Origin of the sequence: Shewanella halifaxensis HAW-EB4 (genome assembly GCF_000019185.1) — a bacterium.
Lineage (GTDB): Bacteria > Pseudomonadota > Gammaproteobacteria > Enterobacterales > Shewanellaceae > Shewanella > Shewanella halifaxensis.
The window spans coordinates 2,697,176-2,723,240 of sequence record NC_010334.1; the positions used below are offsets into that span (position 1 = coordinate 2,697,176).

Here is a 26,065-nt window from a genome sequence, read left to right on the forward strand (position 1 = left end):
ACTGTTGCCGCCCAGATGCAATAGTGCACCTGAGCGATCAACTATGTTGAATAGAATTAACCTCGGTTGAAGAAACGTCTGCGTAACCCAGCCAGACCCAGTAAAGATAACAATCCGATAAATCCGGTAGCACCGCCGCTGTTATCGTGTGGTTCAGTGACTAAAGTAGGGACCAAGGTGTCACGACCTTTCACTTGGATCAGTAAACTGGTCTTTGAACCTGGTACCACTTCGCCATTTCGACGTAGCTCCATATCGGCATGATAGAATGCCGCAGGGGCACCAAACACTTCCATCTCCACCAATAGCTGTCCTGCTTGCTTAATCACCACATTTGGCAATACCAGCTGACTCAAGTCCAAACGGTCATCGTCATTTTGTTGTGTCAAACGAACTGTTGCGATATCACCTTCCTGCGCGATATCACCAGGCACCAAGTAAGGCACTGTCATCAACTTGTCCCACAGTGCCAAACGAACCGCATCATCCCCACTGGTTTCGCCTTGTTGGTAACTTAAGGACATAATCGCAGGATCATGATCTGATGAGCGGAATTGATCTTCGGCATAGAAAACAGGCACACCAGCCACTTCATCAGGTTTATGTTCAGTGTTGTAATCGTACAAGGCGGACTCAATTGCATTGATGTGCCAATCGGTAGCATCAATCAAGCGGCCAGACAGTGACGGGCTAATAAGGATATGATCCAGTGAACCGACTTCATCATTGTATGAATAACTCCAAGGAGTCTCTCCGCGTTCTTTCGCTTTTAGCCCGAGTACATCGATATAGCCATAGCTGTGAGTAATTGCAACGGGATCGCCAGCTTGATTAAACTGCGGCTGTTTATTGATAAAAGTGTGGCTAGCGGTCATCACTGTTTTATTACGGGGATTGCTGGTTAACACCAGCATCGGGTCTTCCTGAGCGTAGGCATTGAGATCACCGATAATGATGCGATCCCCGCCAATTTTCTCAAGCTCATCCCCCAAGCGAACCGCTGCAGCAACGCGTAAATGCTCACAAGAACCCTGCTTATCAGCATCCTTTGGATCATCTTCCCATACTGTCGCATCACCAAACTCGACGTCCTGCCATTCTTCCCAACAGGTAGAGCCCTTGGATTTTAGATGGTTTACAGCCATAGTCAGACGTTTACCCGTCTGGTTGACGATGAAAGTCACGACCAAGGCATCACGGTTATAGTTTTGACCACTTTCCAGTATTTCACCTTTATCGTCCTTAATGATCTCATTGAAATCATTAACGATACTGGGCGCTTTTTGCTGCGGTAATACCACAACTTTGGTCCGTTCTATACTCACTTTGCTAGGGCGATAGATAATACCCGTGGTGATCGCATCAGAGCCAATGGAGTCCAATTCATCTAAAATTTGGTTACCATTGTGATCGAAACCAACGAATACATAACGATTTTCAGTAGACTCATGGGGGTCTGCATTTGGGTATTCATCGAAGTAGTGACTATTGACCGCATTGACCAAGTCAGCAACAGCGCTATCTAGACCAAAACCATTATTCTCCATCTCCATCAGGCCTAGCACATCGGCATCTAGTTTAAGAATGGCTTGTACCAATTTGGCCTTTTGCTGCTCATATTCCTGATAACTATCTGCCCCACGGTTTTGGCCAAAATTGTTTTGATCGCCGCCGAAGGGAGAGTTAAAGAAGTTAAACAGATTTTGGGTTGCCAGCGTGATAGTAAAGTGATCTTTTGGCGCCATTTTAATCAAATCAGGCTTGTCACTGCGCTTAATATTACGCACAAAGTTAACCGATGTGAGTTTATTGGTCACGGTCAGGCTGAAATTATTGTAGCTGTAACTGAGTACGCCTTCTAGACCAACAAGACTGTCATCGATGCGCACATAATTGTCAGCGGGGTTGGCCTTAAAACCAGGGTAGTAAGGAATATCGCCATTCGGTGCCTTACTTTGACTCTCAATGACTAAGCGATAGTCATCATTTTGTGCTTGAGCTGCAATTGCTTCGGGGCTACCCGCCACATTAAGTTGATTAGGCTGCATATTGGGACGCAGATAAGCAGCAGAGATGTTGTTACGGTAGCTATCATAGTTAAAGCCGAATGTTTTCGAGATTCGTATATCCTGCTTGCCTTCAACTAGAGGATTTAAATCAGCAGGTAATCGAACCAGCATGCCTTCATAACGCTCAAGGGTGTTGGCAAACAGTCCATTATCAGATTCTAAAACCTGAATATCGACAGCATCAGTAGGCGTATAACTTGTATCAGTGATTAACGGATCATTGGTGGAAAGTTGAGTATGACCGTAATGCTCTACGACCTTACTTTCGAAACAGATGGTCTTACCTTCTAAGCTATCGCCATCACCTTTGAAGGAAACATAGATACCGTCAGATGTCAGCGGATCATTATCTGAAACGAGATCCCGAATGTACAAACCAGAAATTGGGATCTTCTCTGATTTAACCACCACGCCTTCGACTATCACAGTGTCGCCAACAAACTCTGATGCAGCGCCAGTCCCCTGGATTTCGCTAATGGTATGAGTCACATCACAGACAAACACCTCTGGCACCTCGTACTTAGGTGCTAATGCGGGAGAGCCCATGCCAGCCGTGATTGCAGGACTAGTGTCTAACCACTGGGTAACATCAAATGTTGCCGATTGTTCAGGAGTCGCGCCCTCAGCGGTAACTCGACGTTGAAATGAGTTATCTTCTGCCCAATAGTCATATGTGGTATTAGGGCCAACGATATCAATAGTATTGTCATTGTGCTTTAGGAGAAAATTATCATCACCATTGACGTATACATTGTCATAGTTACCAGTCCCTTCACCAACTAAGAAACTGCCGCCAGCCGCCTCTATTTGTGCTTTATAGCTATCAGTGGCGCCTCTATTTAATAGCACCACAGATTTGCCTGCCGGGATGGTGAAACCGGTAAGTAACAGGCTTCCATCGGCATTTTTTAAATCGTTAGTATGTTTACCGCTAGCAAGAATGACGGCTTTGGTGGCATCGGTAAAAGTAAAATCTTCAGAAGCATGGGTGTTGGTTATCTCTATGGACCCCATCGCAGGTGTTGCTTTATTTTGCACAATCTCAGTAATGAGTAGATCGTCCACCCCTGCCTGAACTCCAGTGGAAATTGCGCTGGCAATGGCCAGACAAACAATACTTTTTTTCATATTAAACGCTACCTGTATATTTATAATTGGTATAGACCCGGTTAAAAGTACACTCGGGCATAGGCATAAGCGGCTTCTGGAGCTTCCCCAACACGACCCTCTAAAGAAAGTACGATATTATTAGCTGGGCTAAAATTAAAACCTAAACTGCCCCAAATCCGATCTTTACCGAAAACAGGAGGAAGTTCTTCATAATCATAATTAGGTCCTTCGATATCCCAGCCTTCATAACTTTCATAATTATAAGAACTGATAATCTCCCAGCTTTCGCTTAGTTGGTATTTAGCAGACAGCATTGCTCCATAATTACGGAAGGTCTCATATTCTAAATAAGTATCACCAGATTTACGGGTAGCAATATCTTCATCTTCGATAAATCCATTAAAGCCCAACATAAGTTTCGGTAATACTGACACTCGCATACCGAGTCCTAACAACTGTTGTTCACCATATTGACTAATACCATTAGAACCACCACGAGCTTCTGCTCCTATTACTGCCGAGAAATAGTCAGAGAAATAACCGATATAACCATTGACAATATCTCCTTGAAGGAAGCCAGCTTTGTGCTCACCTTCATATGTATATGACACGCCATATCGTAGGTTAGTAAACTCGGCTTGGTATTTAACGGTATTTTCTTGATCACCAGCCTCTCCAGTTTCTATCGACTTGTTAAAAGTCAAGTCACCAAAATGGTCATAATCATCAAAAGCCGTATCGGTTAAACCGAATTCAATCCATTGATATTCATCGAAAGCATATCCTAAATATAATTTATCGATAGCAAGAGCTAATTCACCACTACCTCCTAACCAGTTTTCACGTTGATAATCAATTTCCAGACGATATAAGAAATTGGACTGTTTACCTGTTACTCCTAATGTAGCAAAAGAGTCATCCACATAACCCTTGGTATCAAAAAACTCATCGTGATTGTAATCACTGTTAGCACCAATGTGCCCACCGACCCCCATTTCACCATATATATTAAGGGTGTCACCATTATCGTGGTTATATATTGTTGCAGCCTGTGAAATCCCCATAGCAAATGAAGATGACAAGGTTATTGCAATGATTGTTTTTTTAAACATTGCTACTACTTCCGTATTGAGTCCAAAATTTTATTTATCAATCCTAATGGATAGGATGTGATCCATTTAATGCGAGCAGAGTGAATTGTTAATGTTAGTAATCAAGACAAGCATCAACTATTTGAAGTATCTCACTCGCAACCAATAAAATACACGAGCGATATCACACTTCATTATCGAGACATCTTTTCTTCATCACTTTCAATCTGAACTTAAAGTAATGTGTTTATGATATTTAATGCTTACTTTTTTAATCAATTGAATAGACTGCCTGGTGTTTTTTATATTACTAATATTATATTTAACGTCGATATCGAGGCGAGCATCATACTTTATCATTAATTATTACAAATGATGCATTAATACTGACAGAGAAAATAATATGAAAATTAAATAACGCAAATCGCCGCGAGCTAAAGCTATTAACTTAAAACTAATTAACTTACCCCTTAACCTAATCGGAATAAATCAAACTAGTTTAACCATGAAGAATAGATAAAATGGATATTCCATACACTATAAAAACTGTAGTATTGATGACTCGTGAAAAAAACATGGTTAATGGTAATTGACTACATCCTACAAAACTAAACATAAAACCACAGTCTTCGTGGTAACCCATATATGAAATATGTATTATTAGACCATAAGTTAATAATTCTATTTATTTTTTAATCATATTCACATTATCATTGCAGTTTCTGTGACAAACTGAATCTAATCGCTATAGATTGAGAGGATAGTTCCCCTTTGATAAATTAGTCAGACATCGTTAATATGTTGCCGGAATTGCCAATTAAACTACATCTATATTAAAACTGCTTATTTACTGGTTTAATATATCGCTATTGAACTTCACCAATACTTGAAAACGGATATAACCATTCGACTGGCACTAAGAAAGGTTGTCAGGATGAATGAAAATGGAGGTAGACTCTCTTCCCTGCTTTTAGTCGGGACTACCGAATACCGTACCACGACTAATCTTGTCTAATTGTTATGCATAACTTAACTGTTGATAATACGATAATCAATCGAGGAGCTCATGAATGCAAAACGTCAGTATTAGTCGTTATCGCACTAGAACCATTATCTCAAAGCTCGGTCTAGTCGTCACTCAGCGCCAAGCTTACAAGGAAACGACAAAGCATACAGAACAAGCTAATCACGCTTGGGTTGGTGATGCGTCTTATTTATGGACGCATTAGGGCTCGACGCACCTAGCGATTGCAATGGGCTTGCACTTTAAGGGCCACACTCAAGCACATGATAATCAAATTACAAAGTAAGCTGCCCGGTTAGACTTGTGCTGTAAGCAGATTTTAGACAGCAAAAAGCCCGTTATCTTGCGATAACGGGCTCTTCTAATATGGCGGTGAGCGAGAGATTCGAACTCTCGTTAGGGATTAACCTAAACACACTTTCCAGGCGTGCGCCTTCAGCCACTCAGCCAGCTCACCGATGCAATATCTTTTACGTGTTTAAGCACCACGGTTGCTAACAAAAAACCGTTAATCGATTATTTGCTTGGTCAACGGAGCGCTACTTTACTTAAAAGGCCCAATTGCGTCAAGACAAATAGCCGTAATCTCAAACGTTTGCATAATTGCTAGCCAGTTACCTCATTTTATTGAGGGAATTAGCTCAACTTGAACTTTTTAACCTCTTTTGACATCTCGGCGGTGTCTTGCACTAACTGGTCTGTTAGCGAGCTAAGCTGATCTGCAACACTATGGGTTTGCAAATAGATCTCACTAATTTTAAGCGCATTTACGTTCACTTCTTCGGCAACGGCTGATTGCTCGTGAGTCGAGGCGGCAATCTGTTCGTTCATGCTCTCGATGACACCTATGTGATTAACAATTTTATCAAGCTCTGCGCTGGCTCTGGATGCTTCTACTACGCTATCATCTGTCTGCTTCATACCACGCTCCATCGCATATACCGCAATATTAGCACCACTACGGAGGCGATCGGTCATGGCTTTTATGTCCCCTGTAGCGCTTTGGGCTCTCTGCGCGAGGCTACGAACTTCATCAGCCACAACCGCAAAGCCTCTGCCGGATTCGCCTGCTCTCGCGGCTTCAATCGCGGCGTTAAGGGCTAACAGATTAGTCTGTTCGGCAATACCACTTATCACATCAGACACGGCAACAATACTTTGTATATCTTGCTCAAGCTTTTGTAGCGCATCTGCCGACCCTCGGATATCGTCGGCAAGTACGCTAATCGACTCACTCGTACGGCCCACCTCGGCATAGCCCTCTTTGGCCTCGGTATTGGCCTGGGTTGAAGCTTCAGAGGCACGCTCGGCGTTTATGGCGATTTCAGCGACGGTAGCACTCATCTCAGTCATTGCAGAGGCAACCTGCTCAGCTTCTCCATGTCCCTGTTCGACATCGGTGCGAAGTTGAGTAGAGCATTGCTCCATCTTGGAGACGGCGGTCAATAAAGAGGTCGAGTTTTTACGAACATGCTCGATCACACGTTCAAAATCCGCCATCATTTCATTGAAGGCGCCTGCTAATTCGCCAAACTCATCTTTGCTGTGCTGTTCTATTCTAACGCTGAGATCGAAATTTGTTCTGGCGCTCGTTACTGAGTTATGTAAATTAGCAACACTACGGTGTATAAAGTGCAGCACCGAAAACGAGAGTAATAACACGGTTGTGGCTGCAAACAGGAGACTCAATACACTAATATAAAATCCTTGTGTAGCTGACGACAAGCGCTGCTTAGTCACCATCAGTAAATCCTGCGATAATTGATGCTCAAACTGGGCTAACAATTCGATGCGTTTAGTCGATACCTGAAACCACTGCTCCGGTTTCTGCCCTTCTATTTCACTGGCTAACTGTTCGAATCCGATTGCCCTATATCGGTTGACATCGAGAAGTTCTGTCGAACTCAATAAAGATTGGTATTTACTGCTGTTTTGCTTATCGACCAAGGCTAAAAAGCGTTCTTGATAACTTTCCTGCTCTGCAACTAAAGTAATAAATCTGCGGTATACCCCGTCTTTAAAACCTTGGTTGCCAAAGGTCGAACTCAGCACCGCTCTTTCTAAGCCCGCTCTCTCTTTCATCTGTAGATAAGCAGCAAACGCTGCTGAACGGATCGCTATCTCTTGGTTAGCAGCATTAATCGCAGTTAAATCGACAATACTCAATAACAGAGCATTTATTTGAGTATAAAACTTCACTTCCTCTGCTACTGAAATAGACAAATTACTAACACGATTTCGGATATCTGGAATTTGCTTTATTAATGACTCCACTGTTGTAATCTGTGTCGAAAAGGCGGCAGGTAGGGCATTAAGATTGAGGAACTGCTGATAACTTTGTAGCAGAGTATCAGTTGCGCGTTGCTGCTTTGCCAGCTCTTGCGCGAAAGATTGCCCGCTTGAACCGATAAATCCGGCGCTCATTCCCCTCTCTTTTTGGAGTTCATGGACCAGATTACTGTTGTTAACCGCTAACTCACTTAATACAAGAACCTCGGTAAGCTCCGTTTTAAGTTGGTATTGGGTTTTCGCATAGAGTCCACCAAAAATTATAGAAACCAATAGCGGGGGTAGGATAACAATCAGAAATTTCTGCTTTAAAGTGAGGCTACTAATAAAAGTTAGTTTCATTCGCAAAACAACCTATTTAAATATTATTAATTATCGCCTTAGCATAGTCGAAACTTCATCTAGGTAAATATTTTTTTAAATTTGTTTCAAAAAATAAGCCCGTATTAACGAGCTTATTGTTATAGATCAAGTTTTATACAACTGCATAAGTTATGCAGTTATATAAAACATTGAAATAACAGGTTGAATTCTAAGCATTACCTTTGACTTTCATATTCAAAGTCATTGCAAAGTCCAACATTCTATCCAATGGCTTGAGGGCATCGAGCCGCAGCGCATCATCAACAAAGATCTCATGTTGCTGTGAGTCACTATTCTCTAGCGCACTTTCAATCGCCTTAAGACCATTCATGGCCATCCAAGGACAATGAGCGCAGCTCTTACACGTCGCCCCATTACCGCCAGTCGGCGCAGCTATTAAATTTTTATCAGGTGCGGCCTGCTGCATCTTATAGAAGATACCTTTGTCTGTTGCCACGATAAACATATCGTTATCCATCGTTTGTGCGGCTTTGATTAACTGACTGGTTGAGCCGACTGCGTCAGCGAGTTCTACTACGCTAGCAGGTGATTCTGGATGCACTAAAACCGCGGCGTTTGGATGTAGCTTCTTCAGCTCACGTAAGGCCTTGGCTTGAAACTCATCGTGAACGATACACTCGCCCTGCCACATCAGCATCTCTGCACCCGTTTGCTTAGCGATATAGCTGCCTAAGTGACGGTCTGGCCCCCAGATAATTTTCTTACCTTCACTATCTAGATGCTCAACAATTTCAAGGGCAATACTTGAGGTAACCACCCAATCCGCTCGCGCTTTTACTGCCGCCGAGGTGTTAGCGTACACCACCACGGTATGGTCTGGGTGTGCGTCACAAAACTCACTGAAAGTCTCTATTGGGCAGCCAAGGTCGAGCGAACATGTCGCTTCAAGCGTTGGCATTAGAATCGTTTTATCAGGGCTTAAGATTTTTGAGGTTTCCCCCATAAACTTAACGCCAGCAACAATCAATGTTTTAGCCGGATGGTCGCGACCAAAGCGAGCCATCTCTAATGAGTCAGAAACACAGCCGCCAGTCTCTTCCGCTAAGGCTTGAATTTCTGGGTCGGTATAATAATGCGCAACCAAAACCGCATCTTTTTCTTTTAAAAGCTGCTTAATTTTTGCTTTTGATTCAGCTTTCTCACGATCAGATAAGGGAGCAGGCTTTGGTGGAAAAGGATAATCAATATTTTCGATAATTGGGGCGAACGCGCTCATAGTACAACCAATGGGCAATAACAGATTAGCGGAATTATACGGAATTGTTCACAAATTTAAAACTACTACGAGGATAATAGAAATAAAAAAGGCGCTATCACTAGCGCCATTTTACAAAATGCTTGTAGCCTATTGCATGGCTAACAACATCTCTTGAGGCTGCTCTAAATAGAGTTTCCACAAGTTGCAAAAACGAGCGATGGTGCCACCATCAATAACGCGATGATCCCCTGACCAGCTAACCTGCATGATCTTACGCGCTTCAACTTCACCCTTTTCATTAAAGCGTGGTAACACTTGCAGTTTACCTAAGGCAACGATCGCGACTTCAGGCTTATTGATGATGGGTGTTGCCACCGTGCCACCTAATGCGCCGATATTAGAAATAGAGATACTGCCACCTTTAAGATCCGCTGGTGATACCCTGCCACTTCGCGCAGCATTGGTTAAACGCGTGATCTCAGCTGCGACTTCAAGAATCGTTTTATCCTGTACATCTTTGACGTTAGGCACCAGTAGGCCAACTTTAGAATCAACGGCCATACCTATGTTATGGCTTGCTAGATATGTCTGCTCACTACAGTCTGCATTAACTCGGCTGTTCATGTCTGGAAATTGAGCCAGTGCCAGTGACATAGACTTCATAAAGAAAGGCATCATGGTGAGCTTTAACTCATCTGATGAATACTTTTTCTTCATGCTTTCACGCAGAGCAACCAAGTCGGTCAGATCAAACTCTTCACAATAGGTAAAATGTGGGATCGTCGATACCGACTCCATCATCATCTTCGCCATCACCGCGCGGACGCCCTTTATAGGCTCTACTCTATCAGCTTGACCTTTAACTTGTGTATTTTCAACAGCAGCAGTGGGTTGTGCTGCTGGCTCAGGCGTGCTTACTGAGTTAGAAGCAGTTGAAAGCGCAGCTGCGCCGCCAGTCTGGTGACGCTCAACATCTTCTTTGTACACTCGGCCATTTTTACCAGAGCCAACAACTGTTGAGATATCAATATCTAGACTACGGGCCAATCGTCGTACCGCAGGGCTTGCTAACGCTTTACCTTGTGGTACAAATTCATTAGTCGTTACAGATGCATTAGCGACAGTGGTATTGGTGTCACTTAGCTCTGATGCATTGACACTGACCACATCGGATACAACTTCAATGGCAAATAGTGGCTCATGTACACGGGCCAACTGACCTTTTCGATAATGTAACTTAGCAATTTTGCCGCTTTTAATCGCGGGAATTTGTACTAAGGCTTTATCGGTCATCACATCGGCAATAGGCTGATCTTCAACAACCATGTCACCTTCGTTAACTAGCCATTCGACCAGTTCACATTCGACAATGCCTTCGCCTATATCGGGCAGCAAAAACTCTTCAATCGTGACACCAGAGCCTATCGTTACTGTATTAGTTTCTGTATTAGTTTCTGTATTAGTTGCCTGTGCGCTTTCACTTTCGGCAGTCATGCCAGCACCACTTACCGAAGCCACAGCGGTATCGTTTTGTGCAGCTTGTCCCTCTTCTGTTATATCAACAGAATAAAGCGGTGCATGCACCTTAGCGATTTCGCCTTTTGCATAGTGAAGTTTGGTGATGACTCCAGCATTAGGCGCTGGAATTTGTACTAATGCTTTATCAGTCATCACATCGGCAATAGGTTGATCTTCAACAACAGTATCACCCTCTTGTACTAACCATTCGACCAGCTCACACTCGACAACGCCTTCGCCGATATCCGGAAGGATAAAATCTTTAATCATGGCTGGCTCCTAAAATTTAACCGAAGCTTTGATCGCTTCAAACGTCTTTAACGCATCTGGCATATATTCTTTTTCATGGATCAAAGGATACGGTGTATCGAGACCACAAACACGGGCGATTGGCGACTCAAGGTACAAGAAGCACTCTTCTTGGATTGTCGCGGCTATTTCGCCTGCGAAACCACCCGTTAAAGGGGCTTCGTGGTTAATCAGTAAACGACCGGTCTTTTTAACTGAGGCAGCGACGGTATCGATATCCCATGGAGAAAGCGTTCTTAAATCGACGATTTCACAAGAAATTCCTTTTTTGGCCGCCATCTCTGCCGCCTTCTCAAGGACCTCCATCTGGGCGCCCCAGCCCAGAAGCGTGATATCAGAACCCTGTTTCACCACTTCTGCTTTACCCAATTCAATAACGTAGTCGCCCTCGGGCACTTCGCCTACTGAGGCGCGGTATAGACGCTTAGGCTCGAAGAAAATCACTGGGTTTTTATCACGAATTGACGCGATTAATAAGCCTTTGGCTTGCTCAGGATTACGTGGCACAACCACCTTGAGCCCCGGTGTTTGAGTAAAATAAGCTTCTGGCGATTGCGAGTGGTAATGGCCACCTGCAATCCCGCCACCATATGGGGTTCTAAATGTTAGTCCGCCGACATCGAACTCATTACCACTACGGTATCTAAATTTGGCACTTTCATTCACAATCTGATCGATCGCTGGAAAAATATAATCGGCAAACTGAATTTCAGCCACTGCCGTCATACCATTTGACGCTAAACCATTAGCGAAACCGGCAATACCTTGTTCGGTTAACGGCGTATTAAAACAGCGGTCACGTCCAAACTTTTCTTGTAGACCCGAAGTCGCTCTAAATACCCCACCAAAGTGTCCAACATCTTCGCCAAACACTGTCATTGTTTCATCTGATTCCATTTCCGAGCTCAGCGCTTGGTTAATGGCTTGCAACATATTCATCTGAGCCACGGCTTATACTCTCCCTGCGCTTTTTGGATAGGATTCTGGATATTTTTTTACGTGTTCTTTCAACTGTGCTAACTGTTTCTTAAGCATTGGTGTTGGCGTATCGTAGACATCTTCGATGATACTATCTAGATGAGGAGTTGGTACTTTCTCTGCCACTTTGAGCTCAGATAACACTTCTTCACGGTATTTCACATAAAGATCGGCATCTTCTTGCTCGTTCATCCAACCTTTATTGATCATCCACAGTTTGAAGCGCTTAACCGGATCGTGTTGCTGCCACTTAGCCTCTTCATCTTTTGAGCGATAACCCGACGGGTCGTCTGATGAAGAGTGCGCGCCTAGGCGATAAGTCATGGCTTCAATCAGTACAGGGGCGTTATGCTCTAGCGCATATGCACGAGCCTGCTGCGTTGCAGCGAGTACTGCCAGCATATCGTTACCATCAACACGGATAGTATGCATACCGTAACCCACACCACGGCTTGCAATACCATTACCTTTAAACTGCTCTTCCGTTGGGGTCGAGATCGCATACCCATTGTTACGGCAGAAGAAAATAACCGGAGAATTCAAAACGGCAGCCATGTTCAGGCCTGCATGGAAGTCGCCTTCAGAGGCAGCACCTTCACCAAAATAACAGATGGCAATGTTGCGCTTGCCCTGCCTTTTAAGGGCATAGGCGACACCAGTTGCTTGTGGGATTTGAGTCGCAAGCGGTGATGAAATCGTTTGATAGTTAAGTTCTTGGCTACCGTAATGGATCGGCATTTGACGGCCTTTACCAAAATCTTTTTCGTTACTGAACATCTGGTTCATAAACTGTTCAGTGGTAAAACCGCGATAGCGTATTGCTGCATGTTCGCGATATTGCGCCAAGATCACATCACCATCATCAAGAGCCGCGGTGCTGCCGATAATAGAAGCCTCTTCACCAGTACAGGTCATATAGAAGCTAATACGGCCTTGACGCTGAGCCCCCAACATACGCTCGTCTAACACTCGGGTAAACACACAAGTATCATGGATTTTTTTTGCTAAATTTTCGTCTATTACGGGTAATACGGCACCTTCATAGGCGGTACCGTCAGCTTGTAATACTTTTAAAATCGGGATCGACAGTGAGTCTTTATCAAGAAAGCTCACGCGATGGATTGTTTCTGCATTCGTTGTTGCGTTGCTCATAATGTGCTCTTGTTATTGATGGTGCCGCTAAACGACTAAATACGACGCCTTGCTATTTTAATACGCGGGAAGAACATTACGTTAACGTAAACTAACTCTCAACACTTCCCATCATTGAAACATAACTAAGCATGTCTGTGCATGTATATATTGGTTTACATGCACAGTTATTCAGTTTGAATTTATTCTAAAAGAGTTTCATCTGCTGACTTTAAACACAATACCGTTCTTTGGCCTACTGGCACTTTGGCATTTGGAAAAACAATAGATTCAAACTCATGTTCAATCTTCACTTCTTTACCCCCCTCTTTCGCTAAGGTGAATCCTTTTGGAAATGCGGTAAAGTTTTCTACATCGTTAGCAAAACTAAATTCAAAATCATCAAAATGTTTATTTATCGAACGACAAACCTGATACAGGTTTAAACGTTTCATATCGAAGTCGGGTAACTGTAGGTCTTTCCCCTTCATTAATAGTGTTAGCATCTCTTTCATCGCGATAAAGCGCGTCATATCATTTTGCCCCATAGGAAACACTTTACCGAGTTCAATGGTAAATGCATCGGCATGATAGTTTTCAGAGGAAAAATAGCTAAACGTTGTGGTGGGTTCGTGGTGGAATAAAATGGTATTTACACCACAAGACTCTAGGAACATAATCTGCTGTTTACTGTATTTACGATTGGCGCGATAAGGGTAAATCGCAAACTTTTCATGCTTAGAAGCACGAATCGCAGTATGAAGATCGTAATGCATTCGGTGGCGTTCGCCTGACTGTGACGCAAAAAACTTATCGATATATTGCTCAAGTTTTTGTGCTCTCACACGCTCAGGGTTACATAAACCTTCACCGCGAGAGTATGCGCCATTAAACAGCCTATTGAGATTTTCATCGATAAAGCGCGTACCGTTATGGATAGCGGGTGGGTTACCAATAAGAAAAAGCACTCGCTGTTTTAGTGCAATGTTCTCACTCAGTAGTTGTGTCATAAGATCATTACACAGTTCAATCGGAGCCGTTTCATTTCCGTGGACCGCACAAGACAATACGATATCTTTGGTATGTTTAGCGTTAAGCGGCTCAAACATGATGACACCTGTATCCCAAACTTCTACACGGATCAGGTTATCAAGCTCAAACTCAAAAGTTTCTGGTAAATATTGTGGATGTGCCAGGGTCAGCGCTAAAAAGTCCTTAGACTGTTTCAATTCGTGAAACACAAACTTCTCCTTATTTATCGATGTCAGCTTTATTTTGGCAGAAATTTCAAATACCACGGGCATTTGTAATACCTAGCCTCGCTAATTCTGGGAGCGATAGTAGCATATTTGACTCATGTATCTCGTGTCCTTTTTAGCCTCGGTAGTACAACAAATCATCAGCCATGCATTTTTTTGCTTGCATAAAGGGAAAAAACAAAACAAGATTAAGACGTCTAGCCATCTAAGTGGCTGTGATAAAAAGTCATCAATATTCAGAAACAGTGGTAAGGGGAAAACTATGGCAGTGGCTACATTCGGCGCAGGGTGTTTTTGGGGAGTTGAATATTTCTTTAGAGAAGTCGAAGGTGTCATTGATTGTACTTGCGGTTATATGGGCGGCAAGGACCACTACACTCGCTACCAAGAGGTTAAAACAGGTACAACTGGTCACGCTGAAGTCGTACAAGTGGAATACGATCCAAATATCGTTTCTTTTGATGATTTGCTCAATGTATTTTGGCAAAACCATAACCCGACTAGCCTGAATCAACAGGGTGGCGACATAGGTAATCAATATCGAAGTACTATTTTTTACCACGATAAGCTGCAAAAACAGCAGGCAGAGGACTCAAAACTCGCGTTGATAAAAAGCCAAAAATGGGGAGCGAGACAAGTGGTCACCGAAATTGTCCCTTGCCAGCAATTTCATCAAGCCGAAGAGTATCATCAAGATTATTTAGCTAAGAATGACTTGCCTAGCTGTCACATCAGTTATTAATACCGACAAACAGCGAGTCATAATTGATATTCCTTACTCAATTATAAAAACGCATCAAAAGGCACTCAAGATTCCATAATGAAACTCATTACTGTATGCAGGAACTACATTTACCTGTTTATGGCTAAAAAATATTAATCTCCCCTACCCTAGTAAACATCCATGCACAAAGCGTTAGTTAGCTAGGAAAGAAGTTTGTTTACATCCTGTTTATCAACTTTAGCCATCACTCAGCTAATGTGAGGTGCAAAATACAAGACCTGCCCCCTTTACCCATTAAAAAATCATCACAAGAGGTATCGTTATTCAATTTGAGCAAATAGGATATTCTATAGCGCGAATTTCACCACGAAGCGGTGCGTTTTCACCAAGAACACGGAGGTAAAGATGAAGAGTTTAACTGGCCTCGACTGTTGCGTTTCTCCGTGATCTTCGTGTTCCAATAACATCCTTGTTTAACAGCCAGTTCGCTATCCCTAGCTCTCGCTTATTAGCACATGGCTTTGCCATATTCGCCGTGGTGAATTGCTTTTGCCCCAAAGTTGGTTAGCCTTCTAATGAAGGCTTATTGCATTTTTATCTGTGCTGTGACTACAGGGTAGCGAGTTCTGCACTGTTGCTTTAGAGTTATTAATCGCCTGCAGCGGGTGCTGGACAGGATGTCCGAATGTCGTGATCACATGGATGTGAAGGAACGACCTTATGTGCAGACACTGCCGTGACACGCTGCAAGTCCGTCCTTGGAAGCTCGGCCATGACGTCCATATCATGGACGGTCACGGCCGTATCTGCACTAAATAATTGGTGTCTCATTTAGGGAGTAGTGGCTTGATTGCTAGCTTGGAAATGCCCCATTCCTTGCTAGGGATACAGCTCGCCAGTTAACCGCAGCATTGCATATCTTATTGAAGCTAGGTTCCCGCACCCTGTTAAAAAGCGAAACGCTTGCGGATGAACGGCTAGGGATGCCAATTCGCCGATTTCACCTTACTGAATAATTTTCAGTCCATTTGAGTAATAAAGGTTTGCTTGTCATCCACAAAAGCCACAAAGCCGCCGTGATAGATAAATACCCGACCACGCCCTTCAACCAAGCAGGCAAGCTGTGGGTTCAAATCTTCTTCGTTATCCTGACTTTGATAAATGCCGGTATCGGTGATTACGCCGCTGAGTGTAGGCAAATATCCATAAGTGCGCTTGGCTTGAACAATCAGGTTCAATTTGCTGGCGGTAGAGAAGCAAAAGGGGATCGCACCGGCTTCTTCGATAAATAAAGTTTTCAGTTCTTCAAAAGCTGTAATCACCAGCCAGTCGATGCCGTTAACATGATGGATATACATAGAGTGTCTCGGTAATTCTGATGCCGAGATTCTATCACTATCAAGGGCAGAACGTAGTAGAGATTTAGTTGCTAAAGGCGGTAATTCTGTGCCATTTCCGGACATTCACTAGGCCAACTTGAAACACGCTTTTGCCCCAAAGTGTGTTTACCTTTGAGTAAAGGTGTACCTAATCGCCTCCAGCGGGGTATGTGCAGATACTGCTGTGACACGCAGCAAGTCCGTCCTTGGAAGCTCGACCATGACGTCCATGTCATGGACGGTCACGGCCGCATCTACACTGGATAATTGGTGCATTTATTTAGCCGTGGTGGTTCGATTTCTAAATTGAAAATGTCCAAAAATGAGTTGAACGAAGCCCTCCGCGGTTGTGATCACCAAGCGAATTAAAGAAGCAAATTCGATGTGATGAATGCTGAGGTGTGAATACGGCAGTGACCTTCGATAGCAGGGAAGCTGTCGTAGAGGCTATAAGGACAATTAAGATCAGATGTGCTTGCAACGATATCCATATCTAATGGCCAGTTCAGCATCCATGCTTCTTGTTCGTAACCCAACTCTTCGCTTTACTCACCGTGTCACTGAAGTGTGCGCACATTCAGCAACAGGCTATAAATCAAATGAAAAAGCCCCAAAATTGGGGCTTCTTATTGTTATGTCCTAACTGTTGTGCTCGATGTGTGGACAGTGGATTTTGCAATCCCTCATGCACCAAAGGTTTCAAGCTATATGCTCAAGCTATCAAAGGTGCCTACTGCGTTTGATACTTGACTCTAAATAACAAACGATCCATTTATCTTAATGCAGCAGCCACAATCTGCTGTGCATCTTTTAGCAACTGAGTTAAATGTTCTAGGCTTACGAAGCTTTCACCATAAAGCTTAAACAAGGCTTCGGTACCCGATGGACGAGCAGCAAACCAGCCTTTCTCTGTTACGACTTTAATGCCACCAATGGCTGCGCCGTTACCTGGGGCATGAGTCAGTTTTTGTAATATAGTGTCACCCGCTAGGGTATCAGCAACAATTGCATCAGCAGAGATCGTCGAAAACTTAGCTTTGTCTTCTAGGCTCACAGGGCTATCAATACGCTGATAAAAACTCTTACCAAATTGAACTTCTAGTTCATCGTAACGTTGCTGAGGTGTTTTACCTGTCACGGCAAGCATTTCAGCGGCCAGTAGACACAAAATAAATCCGTCTTTATCTGTACACCAAGTGCTGCCATCGGTTCTTAAAAATGCTGCGCCTGCACTTTCTTCGCCACCAAAGGCAAAATCGCTATTGGCAAGTCCCTCAACGAACCACTTAAAGCCCACCGGAACTTCAGACATTTGCTTATTATGCATCGCACAGACTTTATCTATCATCGCGCTCGACACTAAAGTCTTACCGATCACCATCTGTTCGGTCCAGTTAGGACGATGGGTTAGCAGATAATCAATTGCAACCGCAAGAAAATGATTTGGATTCATCAATCCACTGCCTGGACAGACAATACCGTGACGGTCAAAGTCAGGATCATTACCCAAACAAAGATCAAAATTATCTTTATGCGCTAATAACCCCGCCATCGCATAAGGTGACGAGCAGTCCATGCGGATCTTGCCGTCTTTATCGAGTGGCATAAAGCTAAAACTCGGGTCGACTTTCTCGTTAAGCACAGTGATATCGATCCCGTAATGCTGAGCAATCGGAGTCCAATAATGGATCCCTGACCCACCGAGAGGATCGATGCCCAAGCGGATCTTAGCATCTGCAATCGCCTGCATATCGATGACATTACACAGATCTTCGACATAAGGAGTAATTAAGTCTTGCTCAAGCAAGTACTGGCTTTCTACTGCATGAGCGTAACTGACACGCTTAACCCCATCCAACTGACTGGCTAAGTATTGGTTAGCTCGGTTTTCCACCCAAGTGGTGATCTCACCTTCTGCGGGCCCACCGTGAGGCGGATTATATTTAATACCTCCATCTTGCGGTGGGTTATGGGAAGGTGTCACGATTAGGCCATCAACCAAGCCCTCGGCGGGACTCTTGTTGGCACAAATAATCGCATGAGACACCACTGGTGTGGGGGTAAAACCATCATTTTGATGGACCACAACGCTGATTTGGTTTGCAACTAATACTTCAACAACCGAAATGGCTGCAGGCTGCGATAAAGCGTGAGTATCGATACCTAAAATCAACTTACCCGTAATATTGGCTTGTTTTCGATAATCAGCAACCGCTTGTGCAATAGCAAGGATATGCATTTCATTAAAGCTTTTTTGTACCGCACTGCCGCGATGCCCCGACGTGCCAAACGTGACCTTTTGGCTAACCTCATTCACATCGGGTGTTAAGCAATAATATAGGCTAACGAGTTTTGGGATATTGACCAAATCCTTTTGCTCAGCAATCAATCCAGCTCTCTTGTGTGTAGCCAAGTTCCTTCTCCTTTTATTGCCGTGATGACGTTAAGCACGGCAAGTTTAAATGTTTTACATTAACGCGATACGGCGTTAGATTTTCTCTATGATATCGGTAACTTGTGCTTCATCAGTACCAAACTGCAGCAAAACTTCTGAAAGTATGGTGCGTTTTTTAGCGGTGTTGTTGTTTGTCGTTACCCAAAAACCACTTTGGCCAATCTCTTTAGGATTCGCTGACTTACTGGCTTTTAACAGTGCGTCTTTTGACGTCGCAAAGTATAAGCGGTCACGTCCTTGAATTTGTAACACTTGCTCAAACTGAACAGGTGATGCTCTATGAACCGTATCGAGAATAAATAGAAAACGGCCTACAGCGCCCTTTTGGGCTGCCAATACATCGGCATCGATTAAACTTGTAAAATCAGAAACAGCCGTAGATGTCATCTTAGTTATCACTTTAGCGACTTTAACTGGCTTAGGTGAAACTCGTTCAAGGCTAGGATGACTGATCTCTTCAGGTGCATCTTGAACCACTGATTCAACTTGTAATCCCAATATACGGCGCAAAATATCCGAAGCGCTCTCACCAATATGTTCAGTCTTGCTGGCGATGTGTCGATAAAGCTCTTCATCAACTTCGATATATTTCATAACGGTTATCTTCCTTAAGTAGAAAAGCGGATCGGTGTTCTTAAATGCAAAAGATCGCATAACTGTCCCGAATTATCCGCTCAGTGTAGCGAGGTTTAGAGCCTTGATAAAGCGTCATTAAATGAAAACTGCGATCCAGAGAAGAAAGATCCTATTTACTAGGCAATCAATGTCTATTTTTTCGGCACTAAACGGCAACTTAGCCGCCCTTTGTTGGATTTTATCGTAAACCAAGGCACAATCTGCGCCACACAACTTACTAGTAAGCGGAAAGATAATGCATTATGTGACAAGTGGCCAAGGCCCGGTAGTTATCCTTATACATGGCTTGTTTGGGGATCTTGATAACCTCAAGACTTTGGGCAAAGAACTAGAGGAAAACTTCACCGTTGTTCGCATTGATGTACTCAATCACGGCAGCAGCCCGCACGTTGCCAATATGAGTTATGAATCGCTGGCCGATAGCATGGCCAAATTGATTGAAGAGCTTAACTGTACAGATGCTATCCTTATTGGTCACTCCATGGGCGGTAAAATTGCCATGGCAACCGCACTCAAATATCCACAACGTGTTAGCAAGCTTGTCGTTGCGGATATTGCGCCAGTAGCCTACCAAAATCGTCATGATAAAGTCTTCGCGGCATTAGAGTCGATGCCGTTACCTGAAATTAAAGATAGACGCCAAGCGCTCGCCCATATGCAATCTTGGGATATTGATGATGCTACCGCGCAGTTTTTATTAAAGTCTCTTACGCGAACAGAGCAAGGTTTTACCTGGAGAATGAACCTAGAGGGACTTAAAGCCAACTACGCGAATATTATTGATTGGCCTCACTTTAATAGATCCTACCACGGCCCTTGCCTGTTTATTCGTGGGGGGGATTCTGATTACGTGACGGCGGAGCACAGGCAAGCAATATTGACACAATTTCCTACAGTAAAGGCTAAAACGATTGAAGGTGCGGGCCACTGGCTACATGCTCAAAAAGCCAGCATTTTTAACCGCGTAGTCAAAGATTTCATTACAAACGGCTAGGCCATTTTTCACCGCACAAAGGTGTAAAGCATATAGCCGCTTGAAAACTTATATGGTATATTCGCGCAACTTTTTTTAGCCTAAGAAAGGAATGGCGAATGTTGATGCAATATATGGAGCAGATTGAAGCACTCGGCTTAAACCTGTTTTTTGCAGCCATTTTCTTTTTTATTGGTATGGCCATTAGGGATGTACTCAAACAAGGCAATGTGCCAACGTTTGGGCGAAACATCGTTTGGCTAGTTTTATTTCTCGGCTGCGCCGGGTTTATTGCAAAAGGGATTATACAGATGACCTGGGAAAGCTCAGGTATCGGGTAAATACGAACTCAATGGCAAAAGAAACATCAGATAGAACCACCATTGATCTGTTCGCAACAGAAAAGCGACGTGGTCGGCCTCGCAGCAATCCTTTGCCACGGGACCAACAGCTTAAAATCAATAAAAGAAATCAAATTCAGCGTGATCGAGCGAACGGATTAAAACGAATAGAGTTAAAGGTGTCACAAGATTTGTATGACGCCTTGAATGAACAAGCTATGGCCAGTAATATCAGCCGCAGCCAACTAATCGAATCGATACTACAAAAGCAGGTTAGTGACTAACCCACTTTTAAATGCACGCATACCATTAATAGTTAACTAGATATTAAAGGAACAACAATGGCAACAGTAGGTCTTTTTTTCGGGTCTGATACAGGCAACACCGAAGCCGTCGCCAAAATTATCCAGAAGAAACTGGGTAAAAATATGGTTGAGGTAAAAGATATTGCCAAAAGTACCAAGGAACAGATTGCAGATTACGATCTGCTCATTTTTGGCATTCCAACTTGGTATTATGGTGAAGCACAATGTGACTGGGATGACTTCTTCCCTGAGCTTGAGCAAATCAACTTCGAAGATAAATTAGTCGCAATCTTTGGTTGTGGCGATCAGGAAGATTACGCAGAGTATTTCCTTGATGCTATGGGCATGGTCAACGAAATCGTTGAAGCTCGTGGTGCAATCGTTATTGGTCACTGGCCGACCGAAGGCTATGATTTCGAAGAATCAAAAGGTTTAGCAGACGACAAACACTTTGTTGGTCTAGGTATTGACGAAGACCGTCAGCCAGAGCTAACAGAGGCACGTGTTGATGCATGGGTTAAGCAGATCTATGAAGAGATGTGTTTAGCTGAGCTAGAAGACTAAAGGAGCACGCAATAAAGGCATCATTTGCTTTATCGCATTCCTGTAAAAGCGGCATATTATTATGCCGCTTTTTTGTCTCTATGAATATTGGCTATTCAATAACCTATTTAACCAACTCCTAATGAGCTGATACTGTGAGTGTTTGTAATATGACAAGTCAAAATAGCCCAGAACGTTGGGATATCTTTTGTGCCGTTGTTGATAATTATGGTGACATTGGCGTCACATGGCGACTTGCAAAGCAACTGTCTGCAGAGCAACCTATTGCTATCACCTTATGGGTCGATGATTTAAAAAGCTTCTCACACATATTACCCGCATTAGATCCTGAGCTGGTTAGCCAAGTGCACTTTGGAGTCACCATCAATCAGTGGTCTACTCCGTTAGCTATCGCGTATCAAACTGGTAATGTGCTTATCGAGGCCTTTGCATGTGAATTGCCCGAGCAAGTCAAAACCAGCTTAATTGCAATGCAACAAGCATCCAAGCTCGACTCAAGCGCAGCGAAGCCGCCTTTATGGCTCAACCTTGAATATCTCAGTGCCGAATCTTGGGTAGAAGGGTGCCATGGCTTACCCTCTATGCAAGCTAGCGGTTTAAAGAAGTATTTTTACTTTCCTGGGTTCACCGCTAAAACGGGTGGGCTTATTTGTGAAAACAAGCTGTTTGAAAAGCGCGATGCTTGGCAATTAAATCTGCAAAATCGACAGGATCTGTTTGCAAGTCTCGGGCTCAGTGGCATAGAGCCGATTGATAAAGTTGTTAGCGTTTTTAGCTATGAGACGAAGGCGTTACTCGCTCTGTGTGAAACATGGCAAGATAGTGAACAAACTATTCATGCGTTGTTCCCTAAAGGGCGTAGCCTTAACAGCTTGCAATCGATTCTCCCCTGCTCTATTGAAGAACTCAGTGCAGGAATGCAGATTAAGCTTGGTAATTTGGTCATTCATATTTTGCCAATGACAGATCAAGAAGGTTACGATAAGTTACTTTGGAGCTGTGATTTTAATATTGTGCGCGGTGAGGATTCATTTTTAAGAGCCCAATGGGCCGCAAAACCCTTCATTTGGCACATATATGCACAAGAAGATGACTATCATCTAATAAAATTAGATGCCTTTATGCAGCTTTACTGTAATAATCTGCCGCCAGAATTAGCTAAAAGCTGGAAAGTGTTAAATCTTGCCTTCAATAATGAACAGCAAGAACTGACAGCTAGCCACTGGCAAAAAATAAATTTAGTCGATTTGCCGCTATTGCAACACGCAAAACAATGGCCAATCGATGCAATCAATGATGTAGATCTTGTTTCTCGACTAGTTCAATTCGTCAAAAATAGCTAAGATACTACGTTTAAATAGAAAAACCTAAAATAGGAAATAGTGTAATGAAAACTGCTCATGAACTCCGTCCTGGTAACGTGATCATGTTAGATGGCAGCCCATGGGTTGTTCAAAAAACTGAAACAACTCGTTCTGGCCGTAACGCTGCTATCGTTAAATTAAAGCTTAAGCACGTTCTACAAGACTCTTCTACTGAAAGCACCTTCAAAGGTGAAGACAAGATGGAAGATATCATTCTAGAGCGTCTAGACTGTACTTACTCTTACTTCGCTGATCCTATGTATGTTTTCATGGATGCTGAATACAACCAGTACGACGTTGAAGCTGAAAACCTAGGCGATGCTGCTGCTTACATCGTTGACGGTATGGAAGAAAATTGCCAAGTGACTTTCTACGAAGGTAAAGCAATTTCAGTTGAACTACCAACTTCAGTAGTACGTGAAGTAACATACACAGAGCCTTCGGCTCGTGGTGATACTTCAGGTAAAGTAATGAAGCCAGCTACCATCACTGGTGGCGGCACGCTAAGTGTTGCAGACTTCGTTAAGACTGGCGACATGATTGAAATTGATACTCGTACTAACGAGTTCAAGAAGCGCGTTTAATTTTTAAGCCATGCTTTGATAAAGCCAGCATATACGCTGGCTTTTTTTTGGCTGAAATTTGCCATCAATCTTCTGCCTACGCTCGATTACGCTCTAATGAGTTAACAGATTAATAAATTAGTCTTTATATAGTGTCACTTTCAAGCTAGACCAAACTTAGCGCTACAACTTCAAACCAAAACAGCATAATGCTCTGAATTGAAGTTTGCGGCAGACACCAATTGAGATGATATTCTTTTTTAGTGCGTTAAATTAGTGATTTAATCCTTTATTTGTCGATTGAATTTAGCTATTGTGCCTGCAACAAAGCCAAAGAGATGTTTGGCCCATATTTTCAGCATTTTCGAGGTGTAGATGCGCCCTATTATCAAATCCAATAAATTAGATTCTGTTTGTTATGACATTCGCGGTCCGGTGCATAAAGAAGCCCGTCGACTTGAAGATGAAGGTCATCGAATTCTAAAGCTTAACATCGGTAACCCAGCCCCATTTGGATTTGAGGCCCCAGAAGAGATCGTTCGTGATGTTATTCTGAACTTGCCAAGTGCACAGGGCTATTGTGAATCTAAAGGCCTGTTCTCGGCGCGTAAAGCCATCGTTCAGCACTACCAGTCTCAAGGTATTTTCGGTGTCGATATCGAAGATATCTATATTGGTAACGGCGTATCAGAATTGATCGTTATGGCGATGCAAGGTCTACTTAACAGTGGTGATGAGATCCTAGTGCCTTCACCAGATTACCCGTTGTGGACTGCGGCGGTTCACCTCTCGGGCGGTAAAGCGCAGCATTATCGTTGTGATGAAGAGTCAGACTGGTTCCCAGATCTTGAAGACATCAAGAGTAAAATAACTCCTAGAACCCGTGGTATCGTTCTAATTAACCCGAATAATCCAACGGGCGCAGTTTACTCAAAAGAGCTGATCCTTGAAGTCATTGAACTGTGTCGTCAAAACGACATGATTTTGTTTGCCGACGAGATCTACGACAAAATTCTATATGATGAAGCTGAACATATTCCTGCAGCTAGTCTATCAGATGACATCTTAACGGTAACTTTTAATGGTTTATCTAAAGTTTATCGTGCTGCAGGCTTTCGTGTTGGCTGGATGATGCTCACCGGGAATCTAAAAGCGGCTAAGAGTTACGTCGAGGGCTTAGATATGCTGGCATCGATGCGCCTGTGCGCTAACGTGCCAAGTCAGCATGCGATCCAAACGGCATTAGGTGGCTATCAGAGTATTCACGAATTAGTACAACCTGGTGGGCGCCTGCGTGTACAACGTGATGCCTGCGTTGAGATGCTTAACTCGATTCCTGGTGTGAGCGTAAAAACGCCAAAAGGTGCCTTGTATGCCTTTGCTAAACTGGACCAAAAGAAGTTTAACCTGCGCGATGATGAGCGTTTAGTTCTCGACCTTCTCAAAGACCGCAAGATCTTACTGGTACAAGGTTCAGCGTTTAACTACCCGGAGCCTGATCATGTTCGCGTGGTGTTCCTGCCTTATAAAGAAGAGCTGACCAAAGCGCTATCGGAATTCGGTGACTTCTTAGGAAACTATAAGCAGTAGCAACGATAAGTAGCATCAAATTGAAGCTAGCGAACTAAGTGGCAAACTAAGTCGCGAACTAAGTCGCGAACTAAGTCGCGAACTAAAACTAAGTAGCTAATTAAATTATTATTTATCATTGCTAGACTGATAAAAACGACCTACGGGTCGTTTTTTTGTATTATAACTATGCTAATCTGAATTCATTCAACTCTTCATGCCTAGAAGGAATGCGATGAGCCACTTATTTGCCCACTTAGCAAGAATGAAATTAATTCAACGCTGGCCACTTATGTACAATGTTAGAACTGAAAATGTTCAAGAACACTCTCTTCAGGTCGCCATGGTAGCGCATTCACTTGCATTAATTAGCAACAAAAAATTTGATGGGAACTACGACCCAAGTCAAGCCGCCACCATCGCCATATTCCATGATGCCAGCGAGATCTTAACTGGCGATCTGCCGACACCCGTTAAATATTTCAATAAAGAAATTGAAGCTGAGTATAAAAAGATTGAAGCGATAGCCGAGCAACGCCTGCTTGAAATGGTGCCGGATGAATTTAAGCAAGACTATCAAGCTCTGCTAACCAGTGAATATGCCGACCCGCAATACAAGGCGTTGGTGAAATCAGCCGATACATTATGTGCTTACCTTAAATGCCTTGAAGAAAGGCGCGCAGGGAATACAGAGTTCAGTACCGCACAAAAGAGACTAGAAAAAAGTCTCAAGGATGATCCTAATCCCGCTGTCAATTATTTTGTCGAGTGCTTTATTCCTAGCTTCACTCTCGATCTCGATGACATAAATAAGCTGCTTTAATACCTTTAA

At 43.3% G+C, this 26,065-nt stretch carries 22 protein-coding genes and 1 tRNA gene; 10 read left to right on the forward strand and 13 right to left on the reverse strand.

Going from position 1 to position 26,065, the window contains the following annotated elements:
- Positions 1-56: 56 nt before the first annotated feature.
- A complete protein-coding gene (locus SHAL_RS11625) occupies positions 57-3,197 on the reverse strand; it encodes an ExeM/NucH family extracellular endonuclease (RefSeq protein ID WP_012277317.1) in 3,141 nt (1,046 codons plus the stop codon).
- Between the two features lie 41 nt (positions 3,198-3,238).
- Positions 3,239-4,291 (reverse strand): hypothetical protein, encoded by a 1,053-nt coding sequence (locus SHAL_RS11630; protein ID WP_012277318.1) that lies wholly within the window; start codon positions 4,289-4,291, stop codon positions 3,239-3,241.
- A 1,049-nt stretch (positions 4,292-5,340) separates the two neighbouring features.
- Between SHAL_RS11630 and SHAL_RS23260 the strand changes: the two genes are divergently transcribed.
- Entirely contained in the window at positions 5,341-5,499 is a 159-nt protein-coding gene (locus SHAL_RS23260; protein ID WP_190273597.1) for a hypothetical protein, read from the forward strand.
- A 162-nt stretch (positions 5,500-5,661) separates the two neighbouring features.
- Here SHAL_RS23260 and SHAL_RS11635 read toward each other — a convergent pair.
- The 7 genes from SHAL_RS11635 to astE form a co-directional block, all read right to left on the reverse strand.
- Positions 5,662-5,751 (reverse strand) — tRNA-Ser (locus SHAL_RS11635).
- Positions 5,752-5,930: 179 nt separating this feature from the next.
- Positions 5,931-7,925, reverse strand: coding sequence for a methyl-accepting chemotaxis protein (locus SHAL_RS11640; RefSeq protein WP_012277319.1), 1,995 nt, complete (start codon positions 7,923-7,925; stop codon positions 5,931-5,933).
- Between the two features lie 190 nt (positions 7,926-8,115).
- Positions 8,116-9,183 carry a quinolinate synthase NadA gene (gene nadA, locus SHAL_RS11645; RefSeq protein WP_012277320.1) on the reverse strand — a complete coding sequence of 356 codons (1,068 nt, stop codon included), beginning with the start codon at positions 9,181-9,183 and terminating at the stop codon, positions 8,116-8,118.
- Between the two features lie 129 nt (positions 9,184-9,312).
- Complete coding sequence (locus tag SHAL_RS11650; RefSeq protein WP_012277321.1) at positions 9,313-10,953, reverse strand: dihydrolipoyllysine-residue acetyltransferase; 1,641 nt, start codon at positions 10,951-10,953, stop codon at positions 9,313-9,315.
- Positions 10,954-10,962: 9 nt separating this feature from the next.
- Positions 10,963-11,940, reverse strand: coding sequence for an alpha-ketoacid dehydrogenase subunit beta (locus SHAL_RS11655; RefSeq protein WP_012277322.1), 978 nt, complete (start codon positions 11,938-11,940; stop codon positions 10,963-10,965).
- Between the two features lie 3 nt (positions 11,941-11,943).
- On the reverse strand, positions 11,944-13,122 hold the full coding sequence (locus SHAL_RS11660; RefSeq protein ID WP_012277323.1) for a thiamine pyrophosphate-dependent dehydrogenase E1 component subunit alpha: 1,179 nt from the start codon (positions 13,120-13,122) through the stop codon (positions 11,944-11,946).
- 182 nt (positions 13,123-13,304) lie between these two features.
- The gene (gene astE, locus SHAL_RS11665; protein WP_041416402.1) at positions 13,305-14,342 is read right to left on the reverse strand and encodes a succinylglutamate desuccinylase; all 1,038 of its coding nucleotides are present in this window, start codon (positions 14,340-14,342) and stop codon (positions 13,305-13,307) included.
- Between the two features lie 280 nt (positions 14,343-14,622).
- On the opposite strand from astE, the gene msrA reads away from it, so the two are divergent.
- The gene (msrA, locus tag SHAL_RS11670) at positions 14,623-15,102 is read left to right on the forward strand and encodes a peptide-methionine (S)-S-oxide reductase MsrA (RefSeq protein ID WP_012277325.1); all 480 of its coding nucleotides are present in this window, start codon (positions 14,623-14,625) and stop codon (positions 15,100-15,102) included.
- Positions 15,103-16,103: 1,001 nt separating this feature from the next.
- Here msrA and SHAL_RS11675 read toward each other — a convergent pair.
- The 4 genes from SHAL_RS11675 to seqA all read right to left on the reverse strand — a co-directional run bounded on the left by SHAL_RS11675 (position 16,104) and on the right by seqA (position 19,512).
- A complete protein-coding gene (locus SHAL_RS11675) occupies positions 16,104-16,442 on the reverse strand; it encodes a hypothetical protein (RefSeq protein WP_041416404.1) in 339 nt (112 codons plus the stop codon).
- A 386-nt stretch (positions 16,443-16,828) separates the two neighbouring features.
- Positions 16,829-16,999 carry a hypothetical protein gene (locus tag SHAL_RS23265; protein WP_190273598.1) on the reverse strand — a complete coding sequence of 57 codons (171 nt, stop codon included), beginning with the start codon at positions 16,997-16,999 and terminating at the stop codon, positions 16,829-16,831.
- A 236-nt stretch (positions 17,000-17,235) separates the two neighbouring features.
- On the reverse strand, positions 17,236-18,876 hold the full coding sequence (gene pgm / locus SHAL_RS11680) for a phosphoglucomutase (alpha-D-glucose-1,6-bisphosphate-dependent) (RefSeq protein ID WP_012277327.1): 1,641 nt from the start codon (positions 18,874-18,876) through the stop codon (positions 17,236-17,238).
- Between the two features lie 75 nt (positions 18,877-18,951).
- Positions 18,952-19,512, reverse strand: coding sequence for a replication initiation negative regulator SeqA (gene seqA / locus SHAL_RS11685; RefSeq protein ID WP_041415987.1), 561 nt, complete (start codon positions 19,510-19,512; stop codon positions 18,952-18,954).
- 277 nt (positions 19,513-19,789) lie between these two features.
- Between seqA and SHAL_RS11690 the strand changes: the two genes are divergently transcribed.
- The 8 genes from SHAL_RS11690 to yfbR all read left to right on the forward strand — a co-directional run bounded on the left by SHAL_RS11690 (position 19,790) and on the right by yfbR (position 26,056).
- Positions 19,790-20,548 carry an alpha/beta fold hydrolase gene (locus SHAL_RS11690; RefSeq protein ID WP_012277329.1) on the forward strand — a complete coding sequence of 253 codons (759 nt, stop codon included), beginning with the start codon at positions 19,790-19,792 and terminating at the stop codon, positions 20,546-20,548.
- 98 nt (positions 20,549-20,646) lie between these two features.
- Positions 20,647-20,868 carry a DUF2788 domain-containing protein gene (locus SHAL_RS11695; protein ID WP_012277330.1) on the forward strand — a complete coding sequence of 74 codons (222 nt, stop codon included), beginning with the start codon at positions 20,647-20,649 and terminating at the stop codon, positions 20,866-20,868.
- Positions 20,869-20,879: 11 nt separating this feature from the next.
- Positions 20,880-21,152 carry a LexA regulated protein gene (gene ybfE, locus SHAL_RS11700; protein ID WP_012277331.1) on the forward strand — a complete coding sequence of 91 codons (273 nt, stop codon included), beginning with the start codon at positions 20,880-20,882 and terminating at the stop codon, positions 21,150-21,152.
- Positions 21,153-21,209: 57 nt separating this feature from the next.
- Positions 21,210-21,737: a flavodoxin FldA gene (gene fldA / locus SHAL_RS11705; protein ID WP_012277332.1), complete on the forward strand. Its 528-nt coding sequence runs from the start codon at positions 21,210-21,212 to the stop codon at positions 21,735-21,737.
- Between the two features lie 149 nt (positions 21,738-21,886).
- Entirely contained in the window at positions 21,887-23,080 is a 1,194-nt protein-coding gene (earP, locus tag SHAL_RS11710; protein ID WP_012277333.1) for an elongation factor P maturation arginine rhamnosyltransferase EarP, read from the forward strand.
- A gap of 44 nt (positions 23,081-23,124) precedes the next feature.
- Positions 23,125-23,685 carry an elongation factor P gene (gene efp, locus SHAL_RS11715; protein ID WP_012155285.1) on the forward strand — a complete coding sequence of 187 codons (561 nt, stop codon included), beginning with the start codon at positions 23,125-23,127 and terminating at the stop codon, positions 23,683-23,685.
- A gap of 354 nt (positions 23,686-24,039) precedes the next feature.
- The gene (locus SHAL_RS11720; protein WP_012277334.1) at positions 24,040-25,254 is read left to right on the forward strand and encodes a pyridoxal phosphate-dependent aminotransferase; all 1,215 of its coding nucleotides are present in this window, start codon (positions 24,040-24,042) and stop codon (positions 25,252-25,254) included.
- Between the two features lie 214 nt (positions 25,255-25,468).
- Entirely contained in the window at positions 25,469-26,056 is a 588-nt protein-coding gene (gene yfbR / locus SHAL_RS11725; RefSeq protein WP_012277335.1) for a 5'-deoxynucleotidase, read from the forward strand.
- Positions 26,057-26,065: the final 9 nt, after the last annotated feature.